Origin of the sequence: Nocardioides candidus, assembly GCF_041321175.1 — a bacterium.
Classification (GTDB): Bacteria; Actinomycetota; Actinomycetes; order Propionibacteriales; family Nocardioidaceae; genus Nocardioides.
The window spans coordinates 1,032,424-1,052,311 of record NZ_JBGGWC010000001.1 but is presented as its reverse complement, the minus strand read 5'-3'; the positions used below and the strand labels follow the sequence as shown (position 1 = coordinate 1,052,311).

Annotated in this window: 22 protein-coding genes; 5 read left to right on the top strand and 17 right to left on the bottom strand. The window is 73.0% G+C overall.

Translation table 11 applies throughout. From position 1 onward, the window contains the following. Nucleotides 1-6: 6 nt before the first annotated feature. From ACAX67_RS05185 to miaA, 5 genes are all read right to left on the bottom strand, one after another. Nucleotides 7-816, bottom strand: a complete 810-nt coding sequence (locus ACAX67_RS05185; protein ID WP_370702746.1) for an SDR family NAD(P)-dependent oxidoreductase — start codon at nucleotides 814-816, stop codon at nucleotides 7-9. A gap of 21 nt (nucleotides 817-837) precedes the next feature. Beyond that, nucleotides 838-1,467 carry an MSMEG_1061 family FMN-dependent PPOX-type flavoprotein gene (locus ACAX67_RS05180; protein ID WP_370702745.1) on the bottom strand — a complete coding sequence of 210 codons (630 nt, stop codon included), beginning with the start codon at nucleotides 1,465-1,467 and terminating at the stop codon, nucleotides 838-840. Next, a complete protein-coding gene (ggt, locus tag ACAX67_RS05175; protein ID WP_370702744.1) occupies nucleotides 1,464-3,308 on the bottom strand; it encodes a gamma-glutamyltransferase in 1,845 nt (614 codons plus the stop codon). The genes ACAX67_RS05180 and ggt overlap by 4 nt, the downstream gene beginning before the upstream one ends. 61 nt (nucleotides 3,309-3,369) lie before the next feature. After that, nucleotides 3,370-3,930, bottom strand: coding sequence for a dihydrofolate reductase family protein (locus ACAX67_RS05170; protein ID WP_370702743.1), 561 nt, complete (start codon nucleotides 3,928-3,930; stop codon nucleotides 3,370-3,372). Next, nucleotides 3,927-4,883, bottom strand: coding sequence for a tRNA (adenosine(37)-N6)-dimethylallyltransferase MiaA (gene miaA, locus ACAX67_RS05165; RefSeq protein WP_370702742.1), 957 nt, complete (start codon nucleotides 4,881-4,883; stop codon nucleotides 3,927-3,929). The genes ACAX67_RS05170 and miaA overlap by 4 nt, the downstream gene beginning before the upstream one ends. A 78-nt stretch (nucleotides 4,884-4,961) precedes the next feature. Between miaA and ACAX67_RS05160 the strand changes: the two genes are divergently transcribed. Both ACAX67_RS05160 and ACAX67_RS05155 read left to right on the top strand, forming a co-directional pair. Continuing rightward, nucleotides 4,962-5,165 (top strand): antitoxin, encoded by a 204-nt coding sequence (locus ACAX67_RS05160; protein WP_370702741.1) that lies wholly within the window; start codon nucleotides 4,962-4,964, stop codon nucleotides 5,163-5,165. Continuing rightward, nucleotides 5,162-5,644 (top strand): NUDIX hydrolase, encoded by a 483-nt coding sequence (locus ACAX67_RS05155; RefSeq protein ID WP_370702740.1) that lies wholly within the window; start codon nucleotides 5,162-5,164, stop codon nucleotides 5,642-5,644. The genes ACAX67_RS05160 and ACAX67_RS05155 overlap by 4 nt, the downstream gene beginning before the upstream one ends. A gap of 3 nt (nucleotides 5,645-5,647) precedes the next feature. On the opposite strand, the gene ACAX67_RS05150 is transcribed toward ACAX67_RS05155, so the two are convergent. Beyond that, a complete protein-coding gene (locus ACAX67_RS05150) occupies nucleotides 5,648-7,303 on the bottom strand; it encodes a sigma-70 family RNA polymerase sigma factor (RefSeq protein ID WP_370702739.1) in 1,656 nt (551 codons plus the stop codon). Nucleotides 7,304-7,507: 204 nt separating this feature from the next. Between ACAX67_RS05150 and ACAX67_RS05145 the strand changes: the two genes are divergently transcribed. After that, on the top strand, nucleotides 7,508-8,620 hold the full coding sequence (locus ACAX67_RS05145) for a helix-turn-helix domain-containing protein (RefSeq protein WP_370702738.1): 1,113 nt from the start codon (nucleotides 7,508-7,510) through the stop codon (nucleotides 8,618-8,620). A gap of 129 nt (nucleotides 8,621-8,749) precedes the next feature. On the opposite strand, the gene ACAX67_RS05140 is transcribed toward ACAX67_RS05145, so the two are convergent. The 6 genes from ACAX67_RS05140 to miaB form a co-directional block, all read right to left on the bottom strand. Beyond that, nucleotides 8,750-9,628 (bottom strand): phosphotransferase family protein, encoded by an 879-nt coding sequence (locus ACAX67_RS05140; RefSeq protein ID WP_370703640.1) that lies wholly within the window; start codon nucleotides 9,626-9,628, stop codon nucleotides 8,750-8,752. Beyond that, nucleotides 9,628-10,356, bottom strand: coding sequence for a Type 1 glutamine amidotransferase-like domain-containing protein (locus tag ACAX67_RS05135; RefSeq protein WP_370702737.1), 729 nt, complete (start codon nucleotides 10,354-10,356; stop codon nucleotides 9,628-9,630). The genes ACAX67_RS05140 and ACAX67_RS05135 overlap by 1 nt, the downstream gene beginning before the upstream one ends. Nucleotides 10,357-10,375: 19 nt before the next feature. Beyond that, nucleotides 10,376-11,158: an isocitrate lyase/PEP mutase family protein gene (locus ACAX67_RS05130; RefSeq protein ID WP_370702736.1), complete on the bottom strand. Its 783-nt coding sequence runs from the start codon at nucleotides 11,156-11,158 to the stop codon at nucleotides 10,376-10,378. A gap of 34 nt (nucleotides 11,159-11,192) precedes the next feature. Continuing rightward, entirely contained in the window at nucleotides 11,193-11,780 is a 588-nt protein-coding gene (locus ACAX67_RS05125) for a VOC family protein (protein WP_370702735.1), read from the bottom strand. Nucleotides 11,781-11,832: 52 nt separating this feature from the next. Next, nucleotides 11,833-12,723 (bottom strand): DUF559 domain-containing protein, encoded by an 891-nt coding sequence (locus ACAX67_RS05120; protein ID WP_370702734.1) that lies wholly within the window; start codon nucleotides 12,721-12,723, stop codon nucleotides 11,833-11,835. A 75-nt stretch (nucleotides 12,724-12,798) separates the two neighbouring features. Next, on the bottom strand, nucleotides 12,799-14,343 hold the full coding sequence (gene miaB / locus ACAX67_RS05115) for a tRNA (N6-isopentenyl adenosine(37)-C2)-methylthiotransferase MiaB (RefSeq protein WP_370702733.1): 1,545 nt from the start codon (nucleotides 14,341-14,343) through the stop codon (nucleotides 12,799-12,801). Nucleotides 14,344-14,388: 45 nt separating this feature from the next. On the opposite strand from miaB, the gene ACAX67_RS05110 reads away from it, so the two are divergent. Beyond that, nucleotides 14,389-15,582: a phospholipase D-like domain-containing protein gene (locus tag ACAX67_RS05110; protein WP_370702732.1), complete on the top strand. Its 1,194-nt coding sequence runs from the start codon at nucleotides 14,389-14,391 to the stop codon at nucleotides 15,580-15,582. A gap of 1 nt (nucleotide 15,583) precedes the next feature. Here the strand turns inward: ACAX67_RS05110 and ACAX67_RS05105 are convergent, their stop codons facing one another. From ACAX67_RS05105 to ACAX67_RS05085, 5 genes are all read right to left on the bottom strand, one after another. Continuing rightward, nucleotides 15,584-16,060 carry a hotdog fold domain-containing protein gene (locus tag ACAX67_RS05105; RefSeq protein ID WP_370702731.1) on the bottom strand — a complete coding sequence of 159 codons (477 nt, stop codon included), beginning with the start codon at nucleotides 16,058-16,060 and terminating at the stop codon, nucleotides 15,584-15,586. 83 nt (nucleotides 16,061-16,143) lie between these two features. Next, nucleotides 16,144-17,127 (bottom strand): NAD-dependent epimerase/dehydratase family protein, encoded by a 984-nt coding sequence (locus tag ACAX67_RS05100; RefSeq protein ID WP_370702730.1) that lies wholly within the window; start codon nucleotides 17,125-17,127, stop codon nucleotides 16,144-16,146. Nucleotides 17,128-17,186: 59 nt separating this feature from the next. Continuing rightward, a complete protein-coding gene (locus tag ACAX67_RS05095) occupies nucleotides 17,187-17,615 on the bottom strand; it encodes a VOC family protein (protein ID WP_370702729.1) in 429 nt (142 codons plus the stop codon). Next, nucleotides 17,612-18,391, bottom strand: a complete 780-nt coding sequence (locus ACAX67_RS05090) for a methyltransferase domain-containing protein (protein ID WP_370702728.1) — start codon at nucleotides 18,389-18,391, stop codon at nucleotides 17,612-17,614. The genes ACAX67_RS05095 and ACAX67_RS05090 overlap by 4 nt, the downstream gene beginning before the upstream one ends. Then, nucleotides 18,388-19,287, bottom strand: a complete 900-nt coding sequence (locus ACAX67_RS05085; protein WP_370702727.1) for an alpha/beta fold hydrolase — start codon at nucleotides 19,285-19,287, stop codon at nucleotides 18,388-18,390. Before ACAX67_RS05085 ends, ACAX67_RS05090 begins: the two co-directional genes overlap by 4 nt. A 66-nt stretch (nucleotides 19,288-19,353) precedes the next feature. Between ACAX67_RS05085 and ACAX67_RS05080 the strand changes: the two genes are divergently transcribed. Further along, nucleotides 19,354-19,848, top strand: a complete 495-nt coding sequence (locus ACAX67_RS05080) for a MarR family winged helix-turn-helix transcriptional regulator (protein ID WP_370702726.1) — start codon at nucleotides 19,354-19,356, stop codon at nucleotides 19,846-19,848. Nucleotides 19,849-19,888: the final 40 nt, after the last annotated feature.

Genomic DNA, 19,888 nt, shown 5'->3' with positions numbered 1-19,888 from the left:
CCCAGGCTACCGGCGCAGCGCGGGGTGCTGGCGGGCGAGCGCCGCCAGCAGGATCCGGCGCGGCGCGAACCTCCCGAGCCCGACCGCCGCCTTGGTGCCCAGGCCGGGGATCACGATCATCCGCCCGCGCTCGAGCCCGTCGATCGCGGCCCTCGCCACGTCGACGACGTCCTCCCACATGAAGCCCGGCAGGACGCCGCTCTTCTCCTCCTCGCTGAAGCCCGCCGTCTCGAAGAACTCCGTCGCCACCGGCCCCGGGCACAGCGCCGTGACGCTCACGCCCTTGCCACGCACCTCCTCCGCCAGCGCCTGGGAGTACGACGCCACGAAGGCCTTGCTGCCGCCGTACCCCGCCTGGCCGGGCAGTGGCTGGAACGCCGCGCTGGACGCGACGTTGAGCAGCGCGCCGCGGTGCTCGACCAGGCTCGGGAGGAACCGCGTGGTCAGGTCGACGACCGCGGCGACGTCGACCTCGACCATCCGCAGCTCGGCCTCGACGTCGGCGGTCAGCACCGGTCCGGTGGTCGAGAGGCCGGCGTTGTTGACCAGGACCGAGACCTCCAGCCCGAGCGCCGCGACCCGCGACGGCAGCGCGGCCCGCGCCGCCCGGTCGGTCAGGTCGGTGGCGAGCACCTCGGCGCGCACGCCGGTGGCGGTCAGCTCGGCGGCGAGCTCCTGCAGCCGGTCGGCACTGCGCGCCACGAGTACGACGCCGTGCCCGCGCTGCGCGAGCTCGCGAGCCATCTCCGCACCGATGCCGGAGGAGGCGCCGGTGACGAGGGCCGTGGTGGTGGGGCTGGGAGCGGGCAGCGACATGACGTCGAGCCTAGGGGTGCGTCAGCCCTTGTAGAGACCCTCCTCGTAGGCCGGACCGTAGTAGGCGTCGAGCTCCTCGATGCTCTGGTCGCGCTTCTCCATCCGGTGGGAGACCACGGCCCGCCGCGGCACGATGCCGGTCGGGTCCCAGGTCTCGGGCTTCCACAGCTGCGAGCGAAGGAACGCCTTCGCGCAGTGGAAGAACACGGTGTCGATGTCGACCACGATCGCGAGCACCGGCCGGTGCCCCTTGACGACCATCTCGTCGAAGAACGGCGCCTCGCCGACCAGCCGCGCCCGGCCGTTGATGCGCAGCGAGTCGCCGCGGCCGGGGATCAGGAAGTTCAGCCCGACGTGCGGGTTCTGGAGGATGTTGCGGTAGCCGTCGGCCCGGCGGTTGCCCGGCCGTTCGGCGAGCGCGATCGTGCGGTCGTCGACGACGTGCACCAGGCTGCCCGGAGGGTCGCCCTTCGGGGAGACGTCGACGTTGCCTGCGGAGTCGGAGGTCGCGACCATGCAGAACGGCGCCGCGGCGAGCCAGTCGCGGTCGACGTCGGCCAGCTCCGCGCGTTCCTTGTCGCGAGCGGCGGCGCCCGCCTCGCCGAGGAGGGCGGTCAGGGCTGCGTCGTCGGTGATCTCGGTCCAGGTCACCTGCTCAGGGTAGGACGCAGGACGTAGGCCGCGCCGCCCCCGCGGCGGGTCGGCTCCGCAGCGGCGGTCAGCCGCCCGTGCGGCCCGATCTCGATCGCCTCCACCGCCCCGATCTCCGCCGACGACGAGCCGGGCGGACCGGCGACCGTGAACTGGTGCCCGTAGCGGCCGAGCTTCGTGCCCCACTGGTCGATGAAGGCCTGCTCCGCGGTCACCGTGCTCGTGTTGCGCTGGGAGGCGCGGGGCGCGGCGATCGCGTCGGGCAGGCTCATCCCCAGGTCGAGACGGTTGAGCAGCACCTGGAGCACCGTCGTGATGATCGTGGACCCGCCGGGCGAGCCGATCACCAACACCGGCCGGCCGTCGCGGGTCACGATCGTCGGCGACATCGAGCTGCGCGGCCGCTTGCCGGGCTCGATCCGGTTGGGGTCGTCGGGGTCGTAGACGGCGGTGAAGTCGGTGAGCTCGTTGTTGAGCAGGAAGCCCCGCCCCGGCACGACGATGCCCGAGCCACCCGTCTGCTCGATGGTCAGCGTGTAGGACACCGCGTTGCCCCACCGGTCGACCACGGCCAGGTGGGTGGTCGACAGGTTCTCGGTGTCGGGTCGCTCGGTGCCGGCCAGGTCGCGCCCGCCGGTCGCGCAGTCGCCGTCGTAGGAGGTCACGTCACCCGGCGGCACGGGCTTGGCGGCCGCGTGGTCGGGGTCGATCCGGCACGCGCGCTCCGCCGCGAACCCGTCACTGAGCAGGTCGTCGGTCGGCACGTCGACGTAGGCCGGGTCGCCGACGTACTCCGCCCGGTCGGCGAAGGCCAGTGCGGTCGCCTCGAGGTAGTGGTGCAGCACGTCGCGGCGGCGCATCCCCGAGAGGTCGAACTGCTCGAGGATGTCGAGCGACTCCCCCACCGTCGTGCCGCCCGAGGACGAGGGCGCCATGCCGTAGACGTCGTAACCGCGGTAGTCGACGTGGGTCGGCGCCTGCACGAGCGCGCGGTAGCCGGCCAGGTCGGCGGTCGTCATGCTGCCCGGCGGCGCCGGCAGGTCGGTGCGGCCGCTGAGCGGCGGGTCCTGCACGTTGGCCGCGATCTCCCGGCCGAGCCGGCCCCGGTAGAGCCAGCCGACGCCGCGCCGGCCGAGTCGCTCGTAGGTGCGCGCCAGGTCGGGGTTGCGGAACCGGCTGCCGACCACCGGGAGGCCGTGGTCGAGGTAGAGGTCGAACGTCGGCTCGAACGTGCGGAAGCGGAGGGCGTTCTCCTTCGTCTGCAGGCGGAAGGTCGGGTCGACGACGAACCCGCGGCGCGCCAGTCGGGCGGCCGGCGTCAGCGCGTCGCTCAGGGAGAAGGTGCCCCAGCGGCGCAGCGCCTTCGACCACGTCGCCGCGGTGCCGGGCACCCCGACCGACACACCGCTCGTCACCAGCTGCGGCGTGAACGGGTAGGGCTGGCCGGTGGCGGGATCGATGAACGCGTCGTGCTCCATGGCGGCAGGCGCGGTCTCGCGGCCGTCGATCGTGTTCACCTCTCCGGTCCGCCCGTCCCGGTAGACGAAGTAGCCGCCGCCCCCGATGCCAGCGCTGAACGGCTCGGTGACGCCCAGCGCGGCGGCGGTCGCGACCGCGGCGTCGACGGCGTTGCCGCCCCGGGCGAGCACGTCGAGACCGACCTGCGAGGCGTCGGGGTCGACCGAGCTCACCGCGCCGCCCCGGCCGACGGCGACCGGGTTCTTCGGTGGCGAGTGTCGCTGAGCCACCTGGGGTGCGGCCTCCGTGGTGGTGGCGGTCGCCCCGAGCAGCGAGGCGGAGAGCGCGCCGCAGGCGAGCAGCGCGGTGGTACGACGAAGCATCGATCCTCCCGAGATAGGAACTCTCCTCACCTTCCTCCGCGACGCGCAGGTTGTCGAGGCCTCAACCGGAGGTGCCCCGGTCCTCCGCGAGCAGACCCACGAACCGGTAGCGCGCGGCGATGAACGCCTTGTTCTGCGTGGCCTCGACGAGCTCGAGGTCGTAGCGGCGCGGAAGGATCGGCCGGCCGGCGCCGAGGGTGACGGGTGCGATGTAGGTGATCACCTCGTCGAGGAGGCCCGCGTCGGCGAGCTGCCCCACGAGCTCGCCGCCACCGACCACCCAGAGGTCCTTGCCGTCGGCCGCGGCGGCCATGGCGTCGTGGACCTCCCGGACGTCGCCCTGCGCGAACCGGATGTCGGCCTCGACCGTCGGCGCCGGGAGGTCGCGGTGCGTCATCACCCACGCGGGCATCGGGTAGAACCACTCGCCGGGGTGGTGGCGCAGGATCCACTCGTAGGTCGTCGCGCCCATCACGATGGCGCCGATGCCCTTGATGAAGTCGTCGTAGTTGAGCGGGCCGTGCTCGTCCTGGTCCTGCCGCATCAACCAGTCGAGCGAGTCGTCGGGGTCGGCGATGAAGCCGTCGAGCGTGGTGGCCGTGTAGTAGATGAGCCGGGTCATGCACCCATCGTGGACCGGACCTCCGACACGATGCTGGACAGCGCTTGCTCGACCCGGTCGGGGGCGTCGTGCTCGACCCAGGTGATCCGCGGGTCGTCCTTCCACCACGCCATCTGCCGCCGGGCGAACTGCCGCGTCGCGATCACCGTGCGCTCCTGCGCCTCGGCCAGGCTGAGCTCGCCGGCCAGGTGCGTCATCACCTGCTGGTAGCCGATCGCGCGCGACGCCGTACGCCCGTCGGCCAGGCCCTCGTCGAGCAACCTCTCGACCTCCTCGACGAGGCCGGCCGCGAACATCTCCGCCACCCGCGCCTCGATGCGCTGCTCGAGGAGCGCACGATCGATGCGTACGCCGACCTGGACCGTCGCGGGCTCGACGTACTCCTGCCGCGGCAGGGTCGCGGAGAACGGCCGGCCGGTCAGCTCGATGACCTCGAGCGCGCGCACCACGCGGCGCCCGTTGTCGGGCTGGATGCGTGCGGCGGCCTCGGGGTCGCGCTCGGCGAGGAGGGCGTGCAGCGGTGCCGCCCCGCGCGCGTCGAGCTCTGCCTCCCACTTCGCGCGGAGCGCGGGGTCGGTGCCGGGGAAGTCGAAGCGGTCGAGCACGGCGCGCGTGTAGAGCGCGGACCCGCCCACCAGCACCGGCGCCCGGCCGTCCGCGCGCAGCGACGCGATCACCTCGCGCGCCCATCCCTGGAACTCCGCGACCGTGGCCGGCTCGCTCACCTCGAGCCGGTCGAGCAGGTGGTGCGGGATGCCGCGGCGCTCGGCTGGGGGCAGCTTCGCCGTGCCGATGTCCATGCCGCGGTAGAGCTGCATCGCGTCGGTGTTCACGACCTCTCCCCCGAGCCGCTCCGCGAGCTCGAGGGAGAGGCTGGTCTTGCCCGCGGCGGTCGGACCGACGATCGCCACGATCGGCGTCTCCGTCGGCGTCGGGGCGCTGCCCTCGGCCATGGGGCCAGTCTCTCAACAGGGATAGGGTGCACGACAGGCGGCCCGTACGGCGGCCGTCACGACAACAGGGGGTTTCTCGTGGGCTTCTTCGACAAGGCCAAGGACAAGCTGGGCGACGCGGTCGACAGCCAGGGCGACAAGATCGCCGACGGCCTGGACAAGGCCGCCGACCTGGTGGACGACAAGACCGGCGGCAAGTTCGGCGACAAGATCGACACCGGCGTCGACAAGGCCAAGGACGCGCTCGACGGCCTCGACGGCAAGGACGACGACATCAAGTGACGATCCGGGACCCCAGCACGGGCGCGGAGCGCTTCGTGATCGTGCCGGCGTCCTACGTCTTCTTCCTGCGTGAGACCGGCAGCAGCACCGAGGTGCTGCTGCAGCTGCGCCGCGGCACCGGCTACATGGACGAGCACTGGGCCGCTGCCGCGGCCGGTCACGTCGAGCGCGGCGAGACCGCCGAGCAGGCCGCCCGGCGCGAGGCCGAGGAGGAGGTCGACGTCACCGACGTCGACCTCCTCTTCCTCACCGCGATGCAACGCACCGCGCACGACCTGCCGATCGACGAGCGGGTCGACTTCTTCTTCGCGGCTCGGTCCTGGACCGGCGAACCGCGCATCGTCGAGACCGCGAAGTGCGCAGACCTGCGGTGGTTCGCGCTCGACGCACTGCCCGACCCGGTCGTGCCGCACGAGAAGGTCGTGCTCGAGGCGTTGCGGTCGGGCCGGGTGCCGCCGCTGACCCACTTCGGGTTCTAGTCGCTAGAAGGTCGCCGAGCCGGGATCGCCCGGCGCGCCGTCAACCTCCAGCGTCGCCGCGCCGTGCGGCTTCACCGCGGGCCCGGTGGGCATCGGTGCCTCGGTGCGCAGCACGAGCGGCGGCACCGGCGTGCCGTCGTAGTCGTGGGTGCAGGTGACGTAGTCGGTCAGCGACATGCCGGCCTCGACCAGGAGCCCGCACTGCCACGCGCCCGCGCCGGTGAGGTCCGAGACGACCCACACGTCGTCGAGGTCGAGGTGCACCGTCAGCTCGGCGGGACCGTCGCCCGTCGCGGTCGCCGCGACCGTCACCTCGAAGGGTCCGCGCGCAGGACCGCCGTCAGGGGCCTCGACCACCGTCACCGTCGACAGGCCGGCCGCGACCGGCACCGGGGTGGTGGGCGTGGGCGTAGGCGTGGGGGTCGGGGTCGGCGTCGGGGTCGGCGTCGGCGTAGGAGTCGGAGTCGGCGTGGGAGTCGGCGTCGGCGTAGGAGTCGGCGTCGGTGTGGGCGTCGGGGTCGGCGTCGGGAGCGTGTACGTCGGCGGGACGGTCGCGATCACCACCGGATCCGGCGACGGCGTGGTACGGGTGGGCGGCGGGGGCGGCGGCGCCTGGTCGGCCGGCTTCGTGGCGGTCGCGCCCGGTCCCTGTGGCGAGGAGGTCCCGACGGCAGGCCGGGTGCCGGCGTCGGGGCGGTCGCTCCCCCCGCCCGCGGTGAGCGCGAGCGCGGCACCGCCCACGATCCCGGCGGCGACGACCGTCGCCGCCGCGCCGATGAGCACGGGGTTCGGTCCGGCCGCCGGGCCCGAGCCGCCGGACGTCGTGCTCCCGGCGGCACCGCCGGCACCCGCTCCCCCGGCCGCGGCGAACCACAGCAGCCCGCCCTTCTTCGCACCGGTGATGCCCCACAGCACGACCGGGAACAGCCAGGCGGCGAGCTTCTGGTTGACGCGGTCGACGGCGACGTACGCCGTGCTGCACGCCTCGCAGCCGTCGAGGTGCGCGGCGACCTTGGCCTCGGCACGCGGACTGAGGTCGCCCCGGACGTACTGGCTCATGCGCTGCTGCGTCCACCCGCACGCACCGCCGCTCGCGGGGAGCAGGTGCTGGTCGAGGTAGGCGCGCTTCAGGCCCTCGCGGGCGCGGTAGGCCAGCGAGGAGACCGCGCCGGCCTCCATGTCGAGCAGGCCCGCGACCTCGGCGGGCTTGCGGCCCTCGACCTCGAGGTGCCACAACACCTGCTGCCACGACTTCGGGAGCGTGGCCAGTGCGGAGACCGCGACGTCGCGGTCGAGGTCCTCGACGATCTCCTCGACCGGCGGGAGCACGTCGTCGAGCAGCCAGGGCTGGTCGGACGACGGCGACTCCTGCACTGCGCGGATCCCGTCGCGGTAGCCGTTGCGGATCGTGACGTGCAGGTAGGCGCGGAAGTCGTCGGTCGGCCCGCGGCCGGCCTTGAGCTGGGCGAGCACCTTGGCGAACGACTCCGCGACCAGCTCGTCGGCCTTGTCGTTGCCGACCAGGATGCCGGCCAGCCGGCGCGCCGCCCCGACCTCCAGGGCGTAGAGCTCGCCGAAGGCCTCGCTGTCTCCCTCGCGGGCGCGCTCGAGCAGCGCGGCGGCAGCGTCGTCGCCTTCGCGGGGAGGGAGTGGGTTCATCGGGTGGCCTCGGTCGGACGGCAGGGGGCACCCGGCGCACCCCCCGTGCGTCTCCCGCTCAACGAGCCGGAATGTCCAACATGATGCCTGTTCGGAGAAAAGTCGAGAAATTCCGAGAATCGCGTGATGTTCGCCTGATCCGCCCGTCTTGGTGGGTGAACGCGGCGACCAGGAGGGTCGCCCGCACACCACGGAGGAGGCGCTATGTCGACACCGTCGTCCCACCCGGACGCCGACCGTCTGCCGCAGCCCACCTCCCTGGCGGACTACCGGGCGCGCGCCGATGCGGCCCCGGAGACGTGGTCCCCGCCCTCCGCGGACGTGACCGAGCTCCTCACCCGTTTCGGCCGGGCGGCCGATGCCCAGGAGCCCGCGGCCGTCTACCACCGCGTCGTCGCGTCGGTGCTGGCCCGCGCCCCCAGGCTGACCGACGAGCACGGCGTCGGATGGACGCGTTACGTCGGCCTGCTCGAGCGGCACGGCACCAACCCCAAGGCCGCCGTCAACTGCGGCGTCCTCTCCAACCTGGTCGGCATCGCCGCGTTCGGCGACGCCCTCGACTTCGTGGCCCTCGCCGGCCTGGCCGACCGCCTGGGCTCGCCGCGACTGGCAGCGGTCCAGCACCGCACGGCGCGGTTCGTCGAGCCCGACCCCACCTTCCCGCTCACCACGGTCGCGATCCGGCGAATGGTCGGCGCCGCCGGGCATCCCGTCGCCGCGCGCAGCATCGATGCGGCAGCCGCGTTGCTCCTGGAGGGCGTCGAGCCCGACGAGTTCCTGCCGCTGGTCCGCACCCGCGCCGAGCTGCTGGGCCTGATCGACACCGGCAGCGTGCTCGAGTGGCGCCACCACCTCGCGATGATCGCGGCCAACCCGTGGTCGCCCTACGCCGCGCACCTCGCGGGCCTGGCCGACCAGGTCGACCGACCCCAGGCCGGGCTGGCCATCGAGCGCGCCGCCGACCTGTGCCGAGGGCAGCACAGGGAGCGCGAGCGCGAGCAGGTCGCCGAGCAGGTACGCCGCCTGGTCGAGGCCAGCGGGGTCAGCCAGCGCCAGTTCGCCCAGTGGGCCGGCACCTCGCCCTCGCGGCTGTCGACCTACCTCTCCGGAGCTGTCACGCCTGCGGCGACGCTGATGCTCCGCATGACCCGCACGTCCCGCTTGCTCCGAGAGCGAGACGTGACCGTGGCCCCGCCACCGGAGTCCGAGCCGAGCTGGGGGGCCGCTCGGACTCCGGTGGACGGCGGGACGACCGACCCGGCCGAGCGCGTCCCGGGGACGCTCGGTCGGCGCCGGTCGCACCTGTCGGCCGTCTGACTTTCATCACAGAGGGGGCGTGACGCCCGACCGAGCGGACCTGGGGGGCCGCTCGGTCGGGCGGACGGGGGAGAGAGACCGCCGTCCGGGCCGAGCAGATCGGGGGGTCGCTCGGCCCGGGCGGCCCTTTCATGCCCGTACGACGGCCCGCAGCTGCTCCGCCGCCCGGGTCGCGACCGGGTTGCTGCCCGCCCGGGAGGCCAGCTCGACGAGGGCGTAGAGGTCGGCGGCCGCCGCGAGGGCGCGGGCCTCGTCCGGCCCGGTGCCGTGGCGGGCCCGCCACGACGCGAGGACCCCCTCGACGTAGGCCGGCTGCCTGTCGAAGCGCAACAGGTTGCCGAGGTCGGTGAACGGGTGGCCGCTGTGGGCGAACTCCCAGTCGAGCACGCCGGTCACCTCGAGGGTGCCGGGGTCGAGCAGCAGGTTCTTCGGGTTGAGGTCGGAGTGCACCAGGCTGGTGCGGCCGACCGTGTCGAGGAGGTCCTGCGCCCGGTCGAAGTGCGCGGCCAGCGCATCGAGGTCCGCGGCCGACCAGCCGTGCTCCGCGAGGGACCCGCGGTGCAGCTCCACCCAGGTCGGCCCGCCGGCAGGGAACGGCTCGATCGTCAGGTCGCCGTCGGCGTACGCCCCTGCCCGGAGGGTGGGCATCCCGGCCAGCACCGCCGCGACCTCGCCGACCGCCTCCCCCATCCGGCGTTGTCCCGCCGGGTCGAGCGTGGGGAGGAGCAGGTCGCCCCGGGTCCCGGGCAGCAGCTCGGTCACGAGCAGGGCGGGCAGGCCGGCCTCCGGATCGACCCGGCGCACCTCCCTGACCTTCGGCACCGGCAGCAGGCCGCGCACCAGCCGCAGCAGGGAGGCGGTGATCTCGGCGGCATGCTCGGGATGGCGCGGGTCGACGTAGATGCGGACGACGGTGCGCTCCCCGCCCGCATCGGCCACGAACGTCTCGCCCGACCAGCCGCCCTCCAGCGGCTCGAGCGACGCGCCCGCGGCGAGAAACGGATCCATCACACGAGGAGCGTGGTGTCGAGCCTGGTCTCGACGGCGCCGTCGGGACCTCGCTCGACCAGGTAGGCGGCCTTGTCGCGCTTCTCGGTGAACGCGCCGGCGTACTCCGTGCCGCGGTAGAGCACCCCGACGCCGTCGTCGGTCGCGTAGCCGGTGGGCAGGGTGCCGTCGGCGACCAGCGAGTGGAAGAGCGGACGGCGCTGCTCCTCGGAGTCGTAGTGGACGCCGTTGGAGAACGGCACCAGCGCGAGGCCGTTGGTGATCGGGCGGAGGTCGGGCCCGAAGGAGTCGGTCGTGCCGCCGACGTGCCAGCAGATCGAGCCCGCGGAGACGCCGGTCAGCACGACGCCGGCCTGCCACGCCTCACGCAGGACGTCGCCGACGCCGTGCAGCTCCCACATCGCGAGCAGGCCCGCGACGCTGCCGCCCCAGACCCAGATCACGTCCTGCTCGAGGAGCAGCCCGCGGACGTCGTCGACGTTGGGCATCGTGAAGAGCTGCAGGTGCGAGCCGTGGAAGCCGGCTGTTTGCGCCATGTCGTAGAAGTCCCGGACGACCTGGGGGTTGTCACCGCAGGCAGTGGCGAGGAAGCACACCTTCGGGGCCCGGCCGTCGACCCCGGCCAGATCGACCGCGTGACGGGTCAGCGGACCGACGGTCCAGCGGGTGCGCTGGGAAGGGAGGGCGCCACCCGAGGTGGCCAGGATCGTGGGAGCGTCAGCAGGCACCCGGCCGATCCTGCCATCCTCACCGGCGCGTGGCGCGGTCGAAGGCCGCCCGGCCGGGGCCGAGGCGGTCGAGGTAGGCCGCGCTGCCGGCGAGAAGGTCCTCGGCCGCGGCGACCAGGCCGGAGTAGGCGTTGAACGTGAAGGCGCCGCCGACGGAGATCCGGGCGACGCCGACCTCGGCGAGCCGAGCGACGTCGGGACCGCCCGGGAGCAGCAGCACGTTGACGGGCCGATCGACCTCGCGGCAGAGCGTCGCGATCTCGTCGAGGTCACGCAGGCCCGGCGCGTAGAGCACGTCGGCACCCGCCTCCTGGAAGGACTGCAGGCGCGCGATCGTGTCGGCCAGGTCGGCGCGGTCGTAGAGGTGATTCTCGGCCCGGGCGGTCAGCACAAGGTCGCCCGCCGCCTCGGCAGCGGCCGCCACCCGGTCACGCGCGTGGGCCGCGTCGTGGATCGGCGCACCGGCGTCGCCGGTCGCGTCCTCCACCGAGCAGCCGGCCAGACCGGCCTCGCGCGCCAGGCGCACCGTCGCGGCCACGTCCTCGGGGGCATCGGCGAAGCCGTTCTCGAGGTCGGCGCTCACGGGCACTCCCGCTGCCCGCATCAGCGCCGCCGCGTGGGCGATCGCCTCGTCACGCCCGACCTCGCCGTCGCGAAGCCCGAGGGTCGCCGCGTGCCCGCTGCTGGTCGTCGCCAGCGCCGCGAAGCCCATCGCCGCCAGGATCTTCGCCGAGCCGGCATCGAACGCGTTCGGCATGAGGAGCGGTTCGCCGGGACGGTGGAGGGCGAGGAAGTCGGTCATGGTGGCGACGCTAGGCCCCGCCGGGGACACCCCCTCAGGCCGTGGGCGCGGGGAGCACGCAGAACTCGTTGCCCGACGGGTCGGTGTAGGAACGCCAGGGCAGCTCGCCCCACTCGGGTCGGTGCAACGGCGCGCCGCCACGCTCCGCGATCGAGGCCGCGACCCCGTCGGGCTCCTCGCCCGGCTCGAGTCGGACGTCGAGGTGCACCGGGTTCTTGCCCTCGCCCTTGGCGACCGGCTCCGGGCACAGCTCGAGCACGGCGCCCCGCCCCGAGGGGTGCCGCAGCGTGGGGGCCGCGGCTCCGGCGACCCTCTCCCAGCCCGTCAGCCAGGCCCAGAACTCCACGTCACGCGCGGGGTCGGCCGAGTCGAGCTGGATGGCGGTCAGCACGGCCGGCGGCTCGGTGGTCGGCTCGACGACCAGCCGGACCCGCCCCGGAGCGGACGGTGCCTCGGGGACCGTCGGGAAGCAGAGGTCCAGCACCGGACCGCCCTCGACGGCGAGCCGGGTCTCGTAGCCGCCCTCCTCGTCGGTGAGCCGCTCGCAGCCGAGCGCCTCCTCCCAGAACCGACCCAGGCGGCGCGGGTCGACGGCGTCGAGGACGACGTTCTCGAGGTACATGGCCCCCACCGTAACCAGACGGGAGGACTGTTGCCCCTGTGTTCGATGTGACTCAGGAGGCGGCCCGACAGGCCGGACAGATCATCTGCTCCCGTTCGGCTACGGCCGCCGTCAGCACGCCCGCCACATCGCCCGGCGCGAGCATGACGTCCTCCCAGCTGAACCGCAGCACCAGCCAGCCGTCGGTCACGAAGGCGTTGTAGCGCCGGGCGTCCGCGCGCAGGGCCGCCCGGTCGCCGTGCCACTCGAAAGAGTCGGCCTCCACGACGATGCGCAGCCGCTCGTCCACCAGGTCCGGCCGGCCCAAGAAGACCCCGCCCCGGTAGATCGGCACTTGCGGCACCAGCGTGAGGCCGCGCACCGGGAGGGCGATCGCGCGCAGCACCGACTCGAACGGGTTCGCGGCCGCCGCGCTCGCGGACCCACCGACCAGCCGCATCCGGACCGCGTCCCGGCCGCGTGCGTCGCGGACGAGTGCGCGCAGCCTCGCTCGCGGATATCCGGACCGGAGCGCGGAGTCGGCGATCGCGAGCGCCTCGTCGAACGGCAGGTGGCGCAGGCAGTCGAGCAGCGTCCGGTCGGGCGAGGTGAGGTGGCCGTCGACGTCGTCCGGTCCGAGGTCGAACCAGCGCACCTCGACCCCCGCCCGCCTGCCGGCGGCAACCTTCCGGTTCGGCCGCACCGCGACCTGCGGCGCGGACGGCACCGCCTTGACCGCCCACCCGTGCTCGAGCGCCGCGCTCGCGAGGCAGAGCACCCCCGACAGCCCGTGGGCGACAGCGCGTGCGTGATCCAGCTCCGGCAGCGCGTAGCGGCCGCGGGACAGCACGGCGATGCCGCCGGTCGCCAGGGCGCCGTCGACCTCCCGGCGCGACGTCGCGTCGATCAGCTGCGCACGGGTCGCGACACCACCCAGACGGGTGAGCAGCTCGACGACCTCCACCCGGCAACCCTGCCCCGGATCGTCGGACGACGTCGCCGCCCTTCCACAGGCCCCTCTACAGGGCCCTCCCCAGGCTCAGCCGCAGGCGGGCGCGTCCGCGAGGGGTGCCGGCACGCCGACGGCCGGCATGCCGAGGCCCACCGACCGCTTCTCCTCCACCTCACCCGCCCGCCGCGCCCAGGCATCCCCGGACCGCGTGCGCCGCAGCGCGCGGACGGGTCCGTCGGCCACGAGGTGGTGCGGGGCGGCGTACGAGATCCGGACGGTGACCAGGTCGCCCGGCCGGGGCGCCTCGCCGCCGACCGCGGAGAAGTCGGCCTCGAAGTGCACCAGCCGGTTGTCGGGGCCGCGGCCCGAGAGGCGGTGCGTGGTGGCGTCCTTGCGGCCCTCGCCCTCGGCCACCATCAGCTCGACCTCGCGCCCCATGAGGCGCTTGTTCTCCTCCCACGCGATCTCGTTGACGAGTGCGACCAACCGGTCGTAGCGGTCGCGCACGACCTCCGGTGGGATCTGGTCGGGGAGGTCGGCGGCCGGGGTGCCGGGCCGCTTGGAGTATTGGAAGGTGAACGCGCCGGAGAAGCGGGCCGCGCGGACCACGTCAAGGGTGGCCTGGAAGTCCTCCTCGGTCTCGCCGGGGAAGCCCACGATGATGTCGGTCGTGATCGCGGCGTCGGGCATGGCGGCGCGGACCCGCTCGATGATGCCGAGGTACTTCGACTGCCGGTAGGACCGGCGCATCGCCTTCAGCATCCGGTCGGAGCCCGACTGCAGCGGCATGTGCAGCTGGGGCATGACGTTGGGCGTCCCGGCCATCGCCTCGATGACGTCGTCGGTGAACTCGGCCGGGTGCGGGCTGGTGAAGCGCACCCGCTCGAGGCCTTCGACCTGGCCACAGGCGCGCAGCAGCTTGGAGAACGCCTCGCGGTCGCCGAACTCCACGCCGTAGCTGTTGACGTTCTGCCCCAGCAGCGTGATCTCGGAGACGCCCTCGGCGACGAGCGCCTCGACCTCCGCGAGGATCTCCCCCGGTCGCCGGTCCTTCTCCTTGCCGCGCAGGCTCGGCACGATGCAGAACGTGCAGGTGTTGTTGCAGCCGACCGACACCGACACCCACGCCGCGTAGGCGGACTCGCGCTTGGTCGGGAGGGTCGACGGGAACACCTCGAGCGACTCGAGGATCTCGACCTGCGCCTCCTCCTGCACGCGCGCTCGTTCGAGGAGCACCGGGAGCGAGCCGATGTTGTGGGTGCCGAACACCACGTCGACGTACGGCGCCTTCTGCGTGATCGTCGCGCGGTCCTTCTGCGCGAGGCAGCCGCCGACCGCGATCTGCAGGTGCGGGTTGGCGGCCTTGATGGGCGCCAGGTGGGAGAGGTTGCCGTAGAGCTTGTTGTCGGCGTTCTCCCGCACGGCGCAGGTGTTGAAGACGACCACGTCGGCCTGGTCACCCTCGGTCGCGGCCACGTAGCCCGCGTCCTCCAGCAGCCCCGAGAGTCGCTCGGAGTCGTGGACGTTCATCTGGCACCCGTAGGTGCGGACCTCGTAGGTGCGGGGGCCACCGCTGGTCGAGGAGGGACGACGTCCGGTCTCGAGACCCGGTGACTGCAAAGCGGCGTTCATGACCGCACAAGGGTACGCGCAGGTAGGGTCCCGACCGTGATCCGCGTGACCACTGTGGCCGCCGTCCTGCTGGCCCTCCTCGCGGGCACCACGACCGCTCCTGCCGTCGCCGACGAGAGCCGCCCGCGCGGTGACGGCTTCACCATCACGCAGGCCATGTCGATGAACGACCCTGTCCACCACCGCGGTCAGGTCGCCCGGCAGCTGCGCACCTACATCCGGCACACCCCGCGCGGGGCGACGATCTCGATCCAGACGTTCTACCTGGCCTCGTCGGTCACCTGGCCCGCACTGCGCGCCGCCTACCGCCGCGGGGTCGACATCCGTGCGGTGCTGTCCGGCGGGCCCGGCGGCTCACCGCTGACGGGGGTGTCGTCCATGGGCGTGAAGCTCGACAAGCTCGTCAGCGCCGGACGCGCCCACGGCCGTCGCGGGTCGTGGGTCGTGTGGACCGACAACGTCGCCCGCGGCCACGACGGCCCCAACACCGTCATGCACGCCAAGTTCTGGCAGTTCTCCCGCGTCGGCGCGACGCGGAAGGTCACGATGATCGGCTCCTACAACAACAGCGACGCCGCGGATGCGCGGGCCTACTCCGCGATGGTGACGCTCGCCGACCCGGACCTGTACGACGCCGCGCAGTCGATCTTCAAGGAGTCGGCCCTCGACCGGCACCGCCCGGGCAACCCGCTGCGCCGCTTCTCCGGCGAGGGGTGGGACGCCTACTTCATGCCGGCGACGCCGATCTCGCGCGCCAACGACCCGGTGCTCAAGCGGCTGAGGGCGATGCCCGCCGACGCGCACACCCGGATGGCCGTCTCGATGTACTCCTGGCAGGGCCGCCGCGGGGTCTGGCTGGCGCGCCGGATGGCCACGATGCTGCACGGCGGCGCGCACCTGACCGTCGTCGTCGGGCCCGACATCTCTCCGCCGGTCATGCGGATCCTGCGCGAGGCGCACGCCCGGTTCGAGGACGGCTGCTGGCGCACCACGCGCACGCCGTCGGGCTACGCGTACACCCATGACAAGGAGATGACGGCCACCTGGGTCAAGGCCGGCGAGACGCAGTACGGCGCCTGGCTGGGCTCCGACGACTGGGGCAACGGGCCCGGCGGCTCACAGTCCGACCAGGCCACGATCGGCCTCCACTCCGCGTGGGCCTACCGCCGGCTCACCAGGCTGCTCGCGCCGCAGATCAACCACGAGCCCGACAACCTGGGCCGCTGCAACCCGCTCTGAGCTACTTCGACCTGGGCGTGACCCAGAGCCGGATGACGCCCTCGCCGACGACGGTGCCGTCGTCGCGAACGCCCTTGACCCGGACCTCGAGGTCGCCGTCGGCGGTGTCCCACTGGGCCTGGTCGGTCTCGGCGACGCAGGTGATGTCGCTGCTGGCCTTGGCGGTGTAGGCGACCTCCATCCCCTTGGGGATCCAGCGCTTGTCGCTGGGGATGGTCACCTCCGCCAGTGCGCCCATGGCCGCCTCGAACCCGTTGCACAGCGCGATGGCGTGCACGGTGCCGATGTGGTTCTGCACGCTGCGGCGCTTGGGGATGACGAGCTCGACGTGGTTGGGCTCGACGATCGTGAAGCGCGGGTGGATCGAGGCGAAGTACGGCGCCTTCTGGGCGAACGCGATCGAGAACGCGCGCTTGCCGACACCGCCGACGACCGGCAGGCCGGACGCGGTCTTCCAGAGGCTGTGGACCTGGCTCATGGCCGCTACGTTACTCGGGAGTAACTAGCGGCCACAAGACCAGGTCCGGCGACGTACGTCTCACGCCGCTCGGGCAGTCCGGCTCAGCTGAGCTCGCGCTTGACCTGGTCGTAGACCCACGCGTAGGTGCGCGCCATCCCGTCGGCGAGCGGGATCGACGGCTCCCAGCCGAAGACCCGGTTGATCTCGGTGTTGTCGGAGTTGCGACCGCGCACGCCCTGAGGAGCGTCGAGCTGGTAGTTGCGGGTGCACTTGATGCCCGCGATCTCCTCGACGATCGAGTAGAGCTGGTTGATCGAGACCAGCTCGGCCGAGCCGAGGTTGATCGGCTCCTCGTGGTCGCCCGCCAGGATCATCTGCGAGCCCTTGACGCAGTCGTCGATGTACATGAACGACCGGGTCTGCTCGCCGTCGCCCCAGATATCGAGCTCGTGGTTGCCGGTGATGACCGCGGTCGCGATCTTGCGGCACACCGCGGCCGGCGCCTTCTCGCGACCGCCGGTCCACGTGCCCTCGGGGCCGTAGACGTTGTGGTAGCGCGCGACCCGGGTGGTCATCCCGAAGTCCTCGGAGAAGTGGCGGCACATCCGCTCGGTGAAGAGCTTCTCCCAGCCGTAGCCGTCCTCGGGCATCGCCGGGTAGGCGTCGGCCTCGGCGAGGGCGGTCACCGCGGTGTCGGTCTGCTTGTCGGCGGCGTAGACGCAGGCCGACGAGGAGTAGAAGTAGCGCTCGACCTCGTGGGCCTTCGCGGCCTCGAGCATGTGGGTGCTGGTCAGCACCGTCAGCATGCAGAGCGCCTTGTTGTTCTCGATGAAGCCCATGCCGCCCATGTCGGCGGCCAGCATGAACACCTGCGCGGCACCTTCGGTCTGCTCGAAGGCGTTCTCACGCAGGGAGAGGTCCGCGACCTCGTTCTGCGCGTCGGGGTGGACCTGGTACCACTCGTCGACCGGCTTGACGTCGACGGATCGCACCGTCTTCCCCTGCGCGAGCAGGTCGGCGACGAGGTGCCCGCCGATGAATCCGCCTCCTCCGGCAACCAGTACGTCAACAGGACGCGAGACCATCGCGATGCTCTCCTCATAGGTAGATGTGATCGGGGCCCCCAGGTTGTGCGCGACCGATACTAGACGGGCGCCGGTCCGGTCGTCCGCGAGTCCAGGACAGTCGTCCCGCCCACGGCCAGCACCTCCACCCGGTTGCCGGCCCCGTCGAAAGCGTGGAACCGCTCGTGCCCGTCGAAGGACGCGCGCTCGCGCCAGTCCACCTCGAAGCCGAGCTCCGCGAGCCGCGCGCCCGTGCGCTCGAGGTCGGCCACCGAGGCCAGCAGCAGCGCCGGGTGCGCCTTCCTGGCGGGCGTGAAGGGATCCTCGACGCCGACGTGGATCTCGGCGGCGATCGCGCCGCCGTCGTACGCACGGAACCAGGCGCCGCCGCGAGCGGCCAGCGCGGCCGGCTTGGCGACCTCCGTCATGCCGAGCCCGTCGGCGTAGAACCTGCGGGCGTCCGCCTCGCCGCCGGGCGGGCAGGCGACCTGGACGTGGTGCAGCCTCACGACGCGACCGCCGCCTTCTGCGCGACGACGAAGATGCGCCGGAAGGGCAGCACGACGCCGTGCCCGTCGTCGGGGTACGCCGCCCGCAACCGCCGCTTGAGCTCGTCCTCGAACCCCGGGCGCAGGTCGTCGGGCAGCGCTTGGAGCGTCGGTCGCGCGCCGGTGCCGGAGATCCAGGTGAAGACCGGGTCGGGACCGTGCAGGACGTGGAGGTACGTCGTCTCCCACGCGTCCACCGCACAGCCGAGCCGCTGCAGCGCGCGCAGGTAGGTGGCCGCGTCGTGCGAGGAGGGTACGGCGACGCCGCCGGTGTGAAGGGCGTACGGCTCCTCGGCCGCCAGCTCGGCGCGGAGGGTGTGGCTGGGCTCGTCGAAGTTGCCGGGCACCTGGAAGGCGAACCACCCTCCGGGTCGCACCTGCTCGAGCAGGCGCGGCAGCAGGTCGAGGTGGTCCGGCAGCCACTGGAGCGTCGCGTTGGAGACGAGCACGTCGACCGGACGCGGAGCGGCCCACGTGCGGACGTCGCCCACCTCGAAGCCGACGCCGTCGATCGACGCTCGCGCGGCGGCGATCATCTCCGGGCTGCTGTCGACGCCGGAGACGTCGGCATCCGGCCAGCGGTCCTGGAGGAGGGCGGTCAGGTTGCCGGGACCGCAGCCGAGGTCGACGACGGCCGCCGGGGCGTCGGCCCCGATGCGGGAGACCAGGTCGACGAACGGACGACCGCGCTCGTCGGCGAACGTCAGGTAGCGGTCGGGGTCCCAGGTGTGGGTCATCGCGCCTCCTCGAGGAACTCGAGGATCCGCGCGCCGACGTCGTCCGGGCGCTCGAGGTGGAGGAAGTGGCCCGCATCGGGGACGAGTGCGACCCGGCCACCGTGCTCGAACCGCCCGCTGACCTGGGCCGCCCACCGCGCGTCCAGGCATCCGTCGCGGGCGCCCTGGAGGTAGAGCAGGGGCACGCGGGGGCCGCCGAGCGCAGCCGCGCCGAGGTGCCGGTAGCGGCTCGGCAGCTGCCACGGCCTCGCGCTCGCTCGGTAGTACCCGATCACCGCAGCTCTGCGCTCGGGCGTGGGCACCGAGGCGGCCAGGAGGGCCAGGTCCGCCGTCGCGTCGTAGCCCGGCGACCACCGTCGCCACAGGTGCGCGACCAGCCTGTCGAAGGTGCGCTCGGGAAGCGCGGGCAGCTGGTTGTAGACCGTGTACCAGCTCAGCGCCAGCTGCCGCGGCAGGATCCGTGCCCAGCCGCCGATGTCGTCACGGGTCGGGTTCATCAGCAGGAACGGCGGTACCGCGAACGACACGACCCGTCCGAACGGGCTGTCGTCGTACGCCGCGATGCCGTTGGCGGTGATCGCGCCCCAGTCGTGCCCGACGAGTACGGCGCGGTCATCGCCGCCGAGGGCGGCGTGCAGCTCGAGCACGTCGCTCATCAGCGCGGGCACGTGGTAGCTGCCGTCGGCGGGCAGGCCGCTGGGCCCGTAGCCGCGCGTGAAGGGCGCGACGACGCGGTAGCCCTCGGCGGCCAGGACGGGACCGAGGTGGCGCCAGGTGTGCGCGGTGTCGGGGAAGCCGTGCAGCAGGATCGCGAGCGGGGCGTCGGTGTCGCGCGGGTCGCCCCATGTCAGCGAGGCGATGCGGAGCTGGTCGAGGTCGGTGGTCAGCTGGTCCACGTCGCTCACCCTAGGTCGCACTTATCTTGACGTCAAGATTCTCGACTGATCCGGTAATGTGCGCGCATGGCCGACCGGGACGAGGTGGACGCGCTGCTCGACGCGTGGACACGCGAGCGTGACGACCTCGACCTCGGGCCGGTCGCCGTCTTCAGCCGCATCTCACGACTGGGCCACCACGTCGACCGCGCGCGCCGCGCCGCCTTCACGGCCCACGACATCGAGCCGTGGGAGTTCGACGTGCTCGCCGCCCTGCGGCGGGCCGGGTCGCCGTACGAGCTCTCGCCGGGGCGGCTGCTGCGCGAGACGCTCGTGACGAGCGGGACGATGACCAACCGGGTCGACCGCCTCACCGCGCGCGGACTGGTCGAGCGCCACCCCGATCCCTCGGACCGCCGCGGCGTCCTCGTCCGCCTCACCCCCGAGGGCAAGGACGCCGTCGACGGTGCCTTCAGCGCTCTCCTCGACGCCGAGCGCGAGCTGCTCGCGGACCTCTCGGTCGCCGACCAGGACGTGCTGGCGGGGCTGCTGCGCCAGCTGCTCCTGCCCTTCGCGGAGTAGAGAGGGCGCCGGGCACTGCCAAGCAGGAGTCGTGTGCCTG

What these genes read in the sequence shown, in the direction of transcription:
- ACAX67_RS05185 (WP_370702746.1), bottom strand. Translation starts at nt 816, where the DNA reads ATGTCGCTGCCCGCTCCCAGCCCCACCACCACGGCCCTCGTCACCGGC.
- ggt (WP_370702744.1), bottom strand. Translation starts at nt 3,308, where the DNA reads ATGCTTCGTCGTACCACCGCGCTGCTCGCCTGCGGCGCGCTCTCCGCC.
- ACAX67_RS05170 (WP_370702743.1), bottom strand. Translation starts at nt 3,930, where the DNA reads ATGACCCGGCTCATCTACTACACGGCCACCACGCTCGACGGCTTCATC.
- miaA (WP_370702742.1), bottom strand. Translation starts at nt 4,883, where the DNA reads ATGGCCGAGGGCAGCGCCCCGACGCCGACGGAGACGCCGATCGTGGCG.
- ACAX67_RS05150 (WP_370702739.1), bottom strand. Translation starts at nt 7,303, where the DNA reads ATGAACCCACTCCCTCCCCGCGAAGGCGACGACGCTGCCGCCGCGCTG.
- ACAX67_RS05145 (WP_370702738.1), top strand. Translation starts at nt 7,508, where the DNA reads ATGTCGACACCGTCGTCCCACCCGGACGCCGACCGTCTGCCGCAGCCC.
- ACAX67_RS05140 (WP_370703640.1), bottom strand. Translation starts at nt 9,628, where the DNA reads ATGGATCCGTTTCTCGCCGCGGGCGCGTCGCTCGAGCCGCTGGAGGGC.
- ACAX67_RS05130 (WP_370702736.1), bottom strand. Translation starts at nt 11,158, where the DNA reads ATGACCGACTTCCTCGCCCTCCACCGTCCCGGCGAACCGCTCCTCATG.
- ACAX67_RS05125 (WP_370702735.1), bottom strand. Translation starts at nt 11,780, where the DNA reads ATGTACCTCGAGAACGTCGTCCTCGACGCCGTCGACCCGCGCCGCCTG.
- miaB (WP_370702733.1), bottom strand. Translation starts at nt 14,343, where the DNA reads ATGAACGCCGCTTTGCAGTCACCGGGTCTCGAGACCGGACGTCGTCCC.
- ACAX67_RS05105 (WP_370702731.1), bottom strand. Translation starts at nt 16,060, where the DNA reads ATGAGCCAGGTCCACAGCCTCTGGAAGACCGCGTCCGGCCTGCCGGTC.
- ACAX67_RS05100 (WP_370702730.1), bottom strand. Translation starts at nt 17,127, where the DNA reads ATGGTCTCGCGTCCTGTTGACGTACTGGTTGCCGGAGGAGGCGGATTC.
- ACAX67_RS05090 (WP_370702728.1), bottom strand. Translation starts at nt 18,391, where the DNA reads ATGACCCACACCTGGGACCCCGACCGCTACCTGACGTTCGCCGACGAG.
- ACAX67_RS05080 (WP_370702726.1), top strand. Translation starts at nt 19,354, where the DNA reads ATGGCCGACCGGGACGAGGTGGACGCGCTGCTCGACGCGTGGACACGC.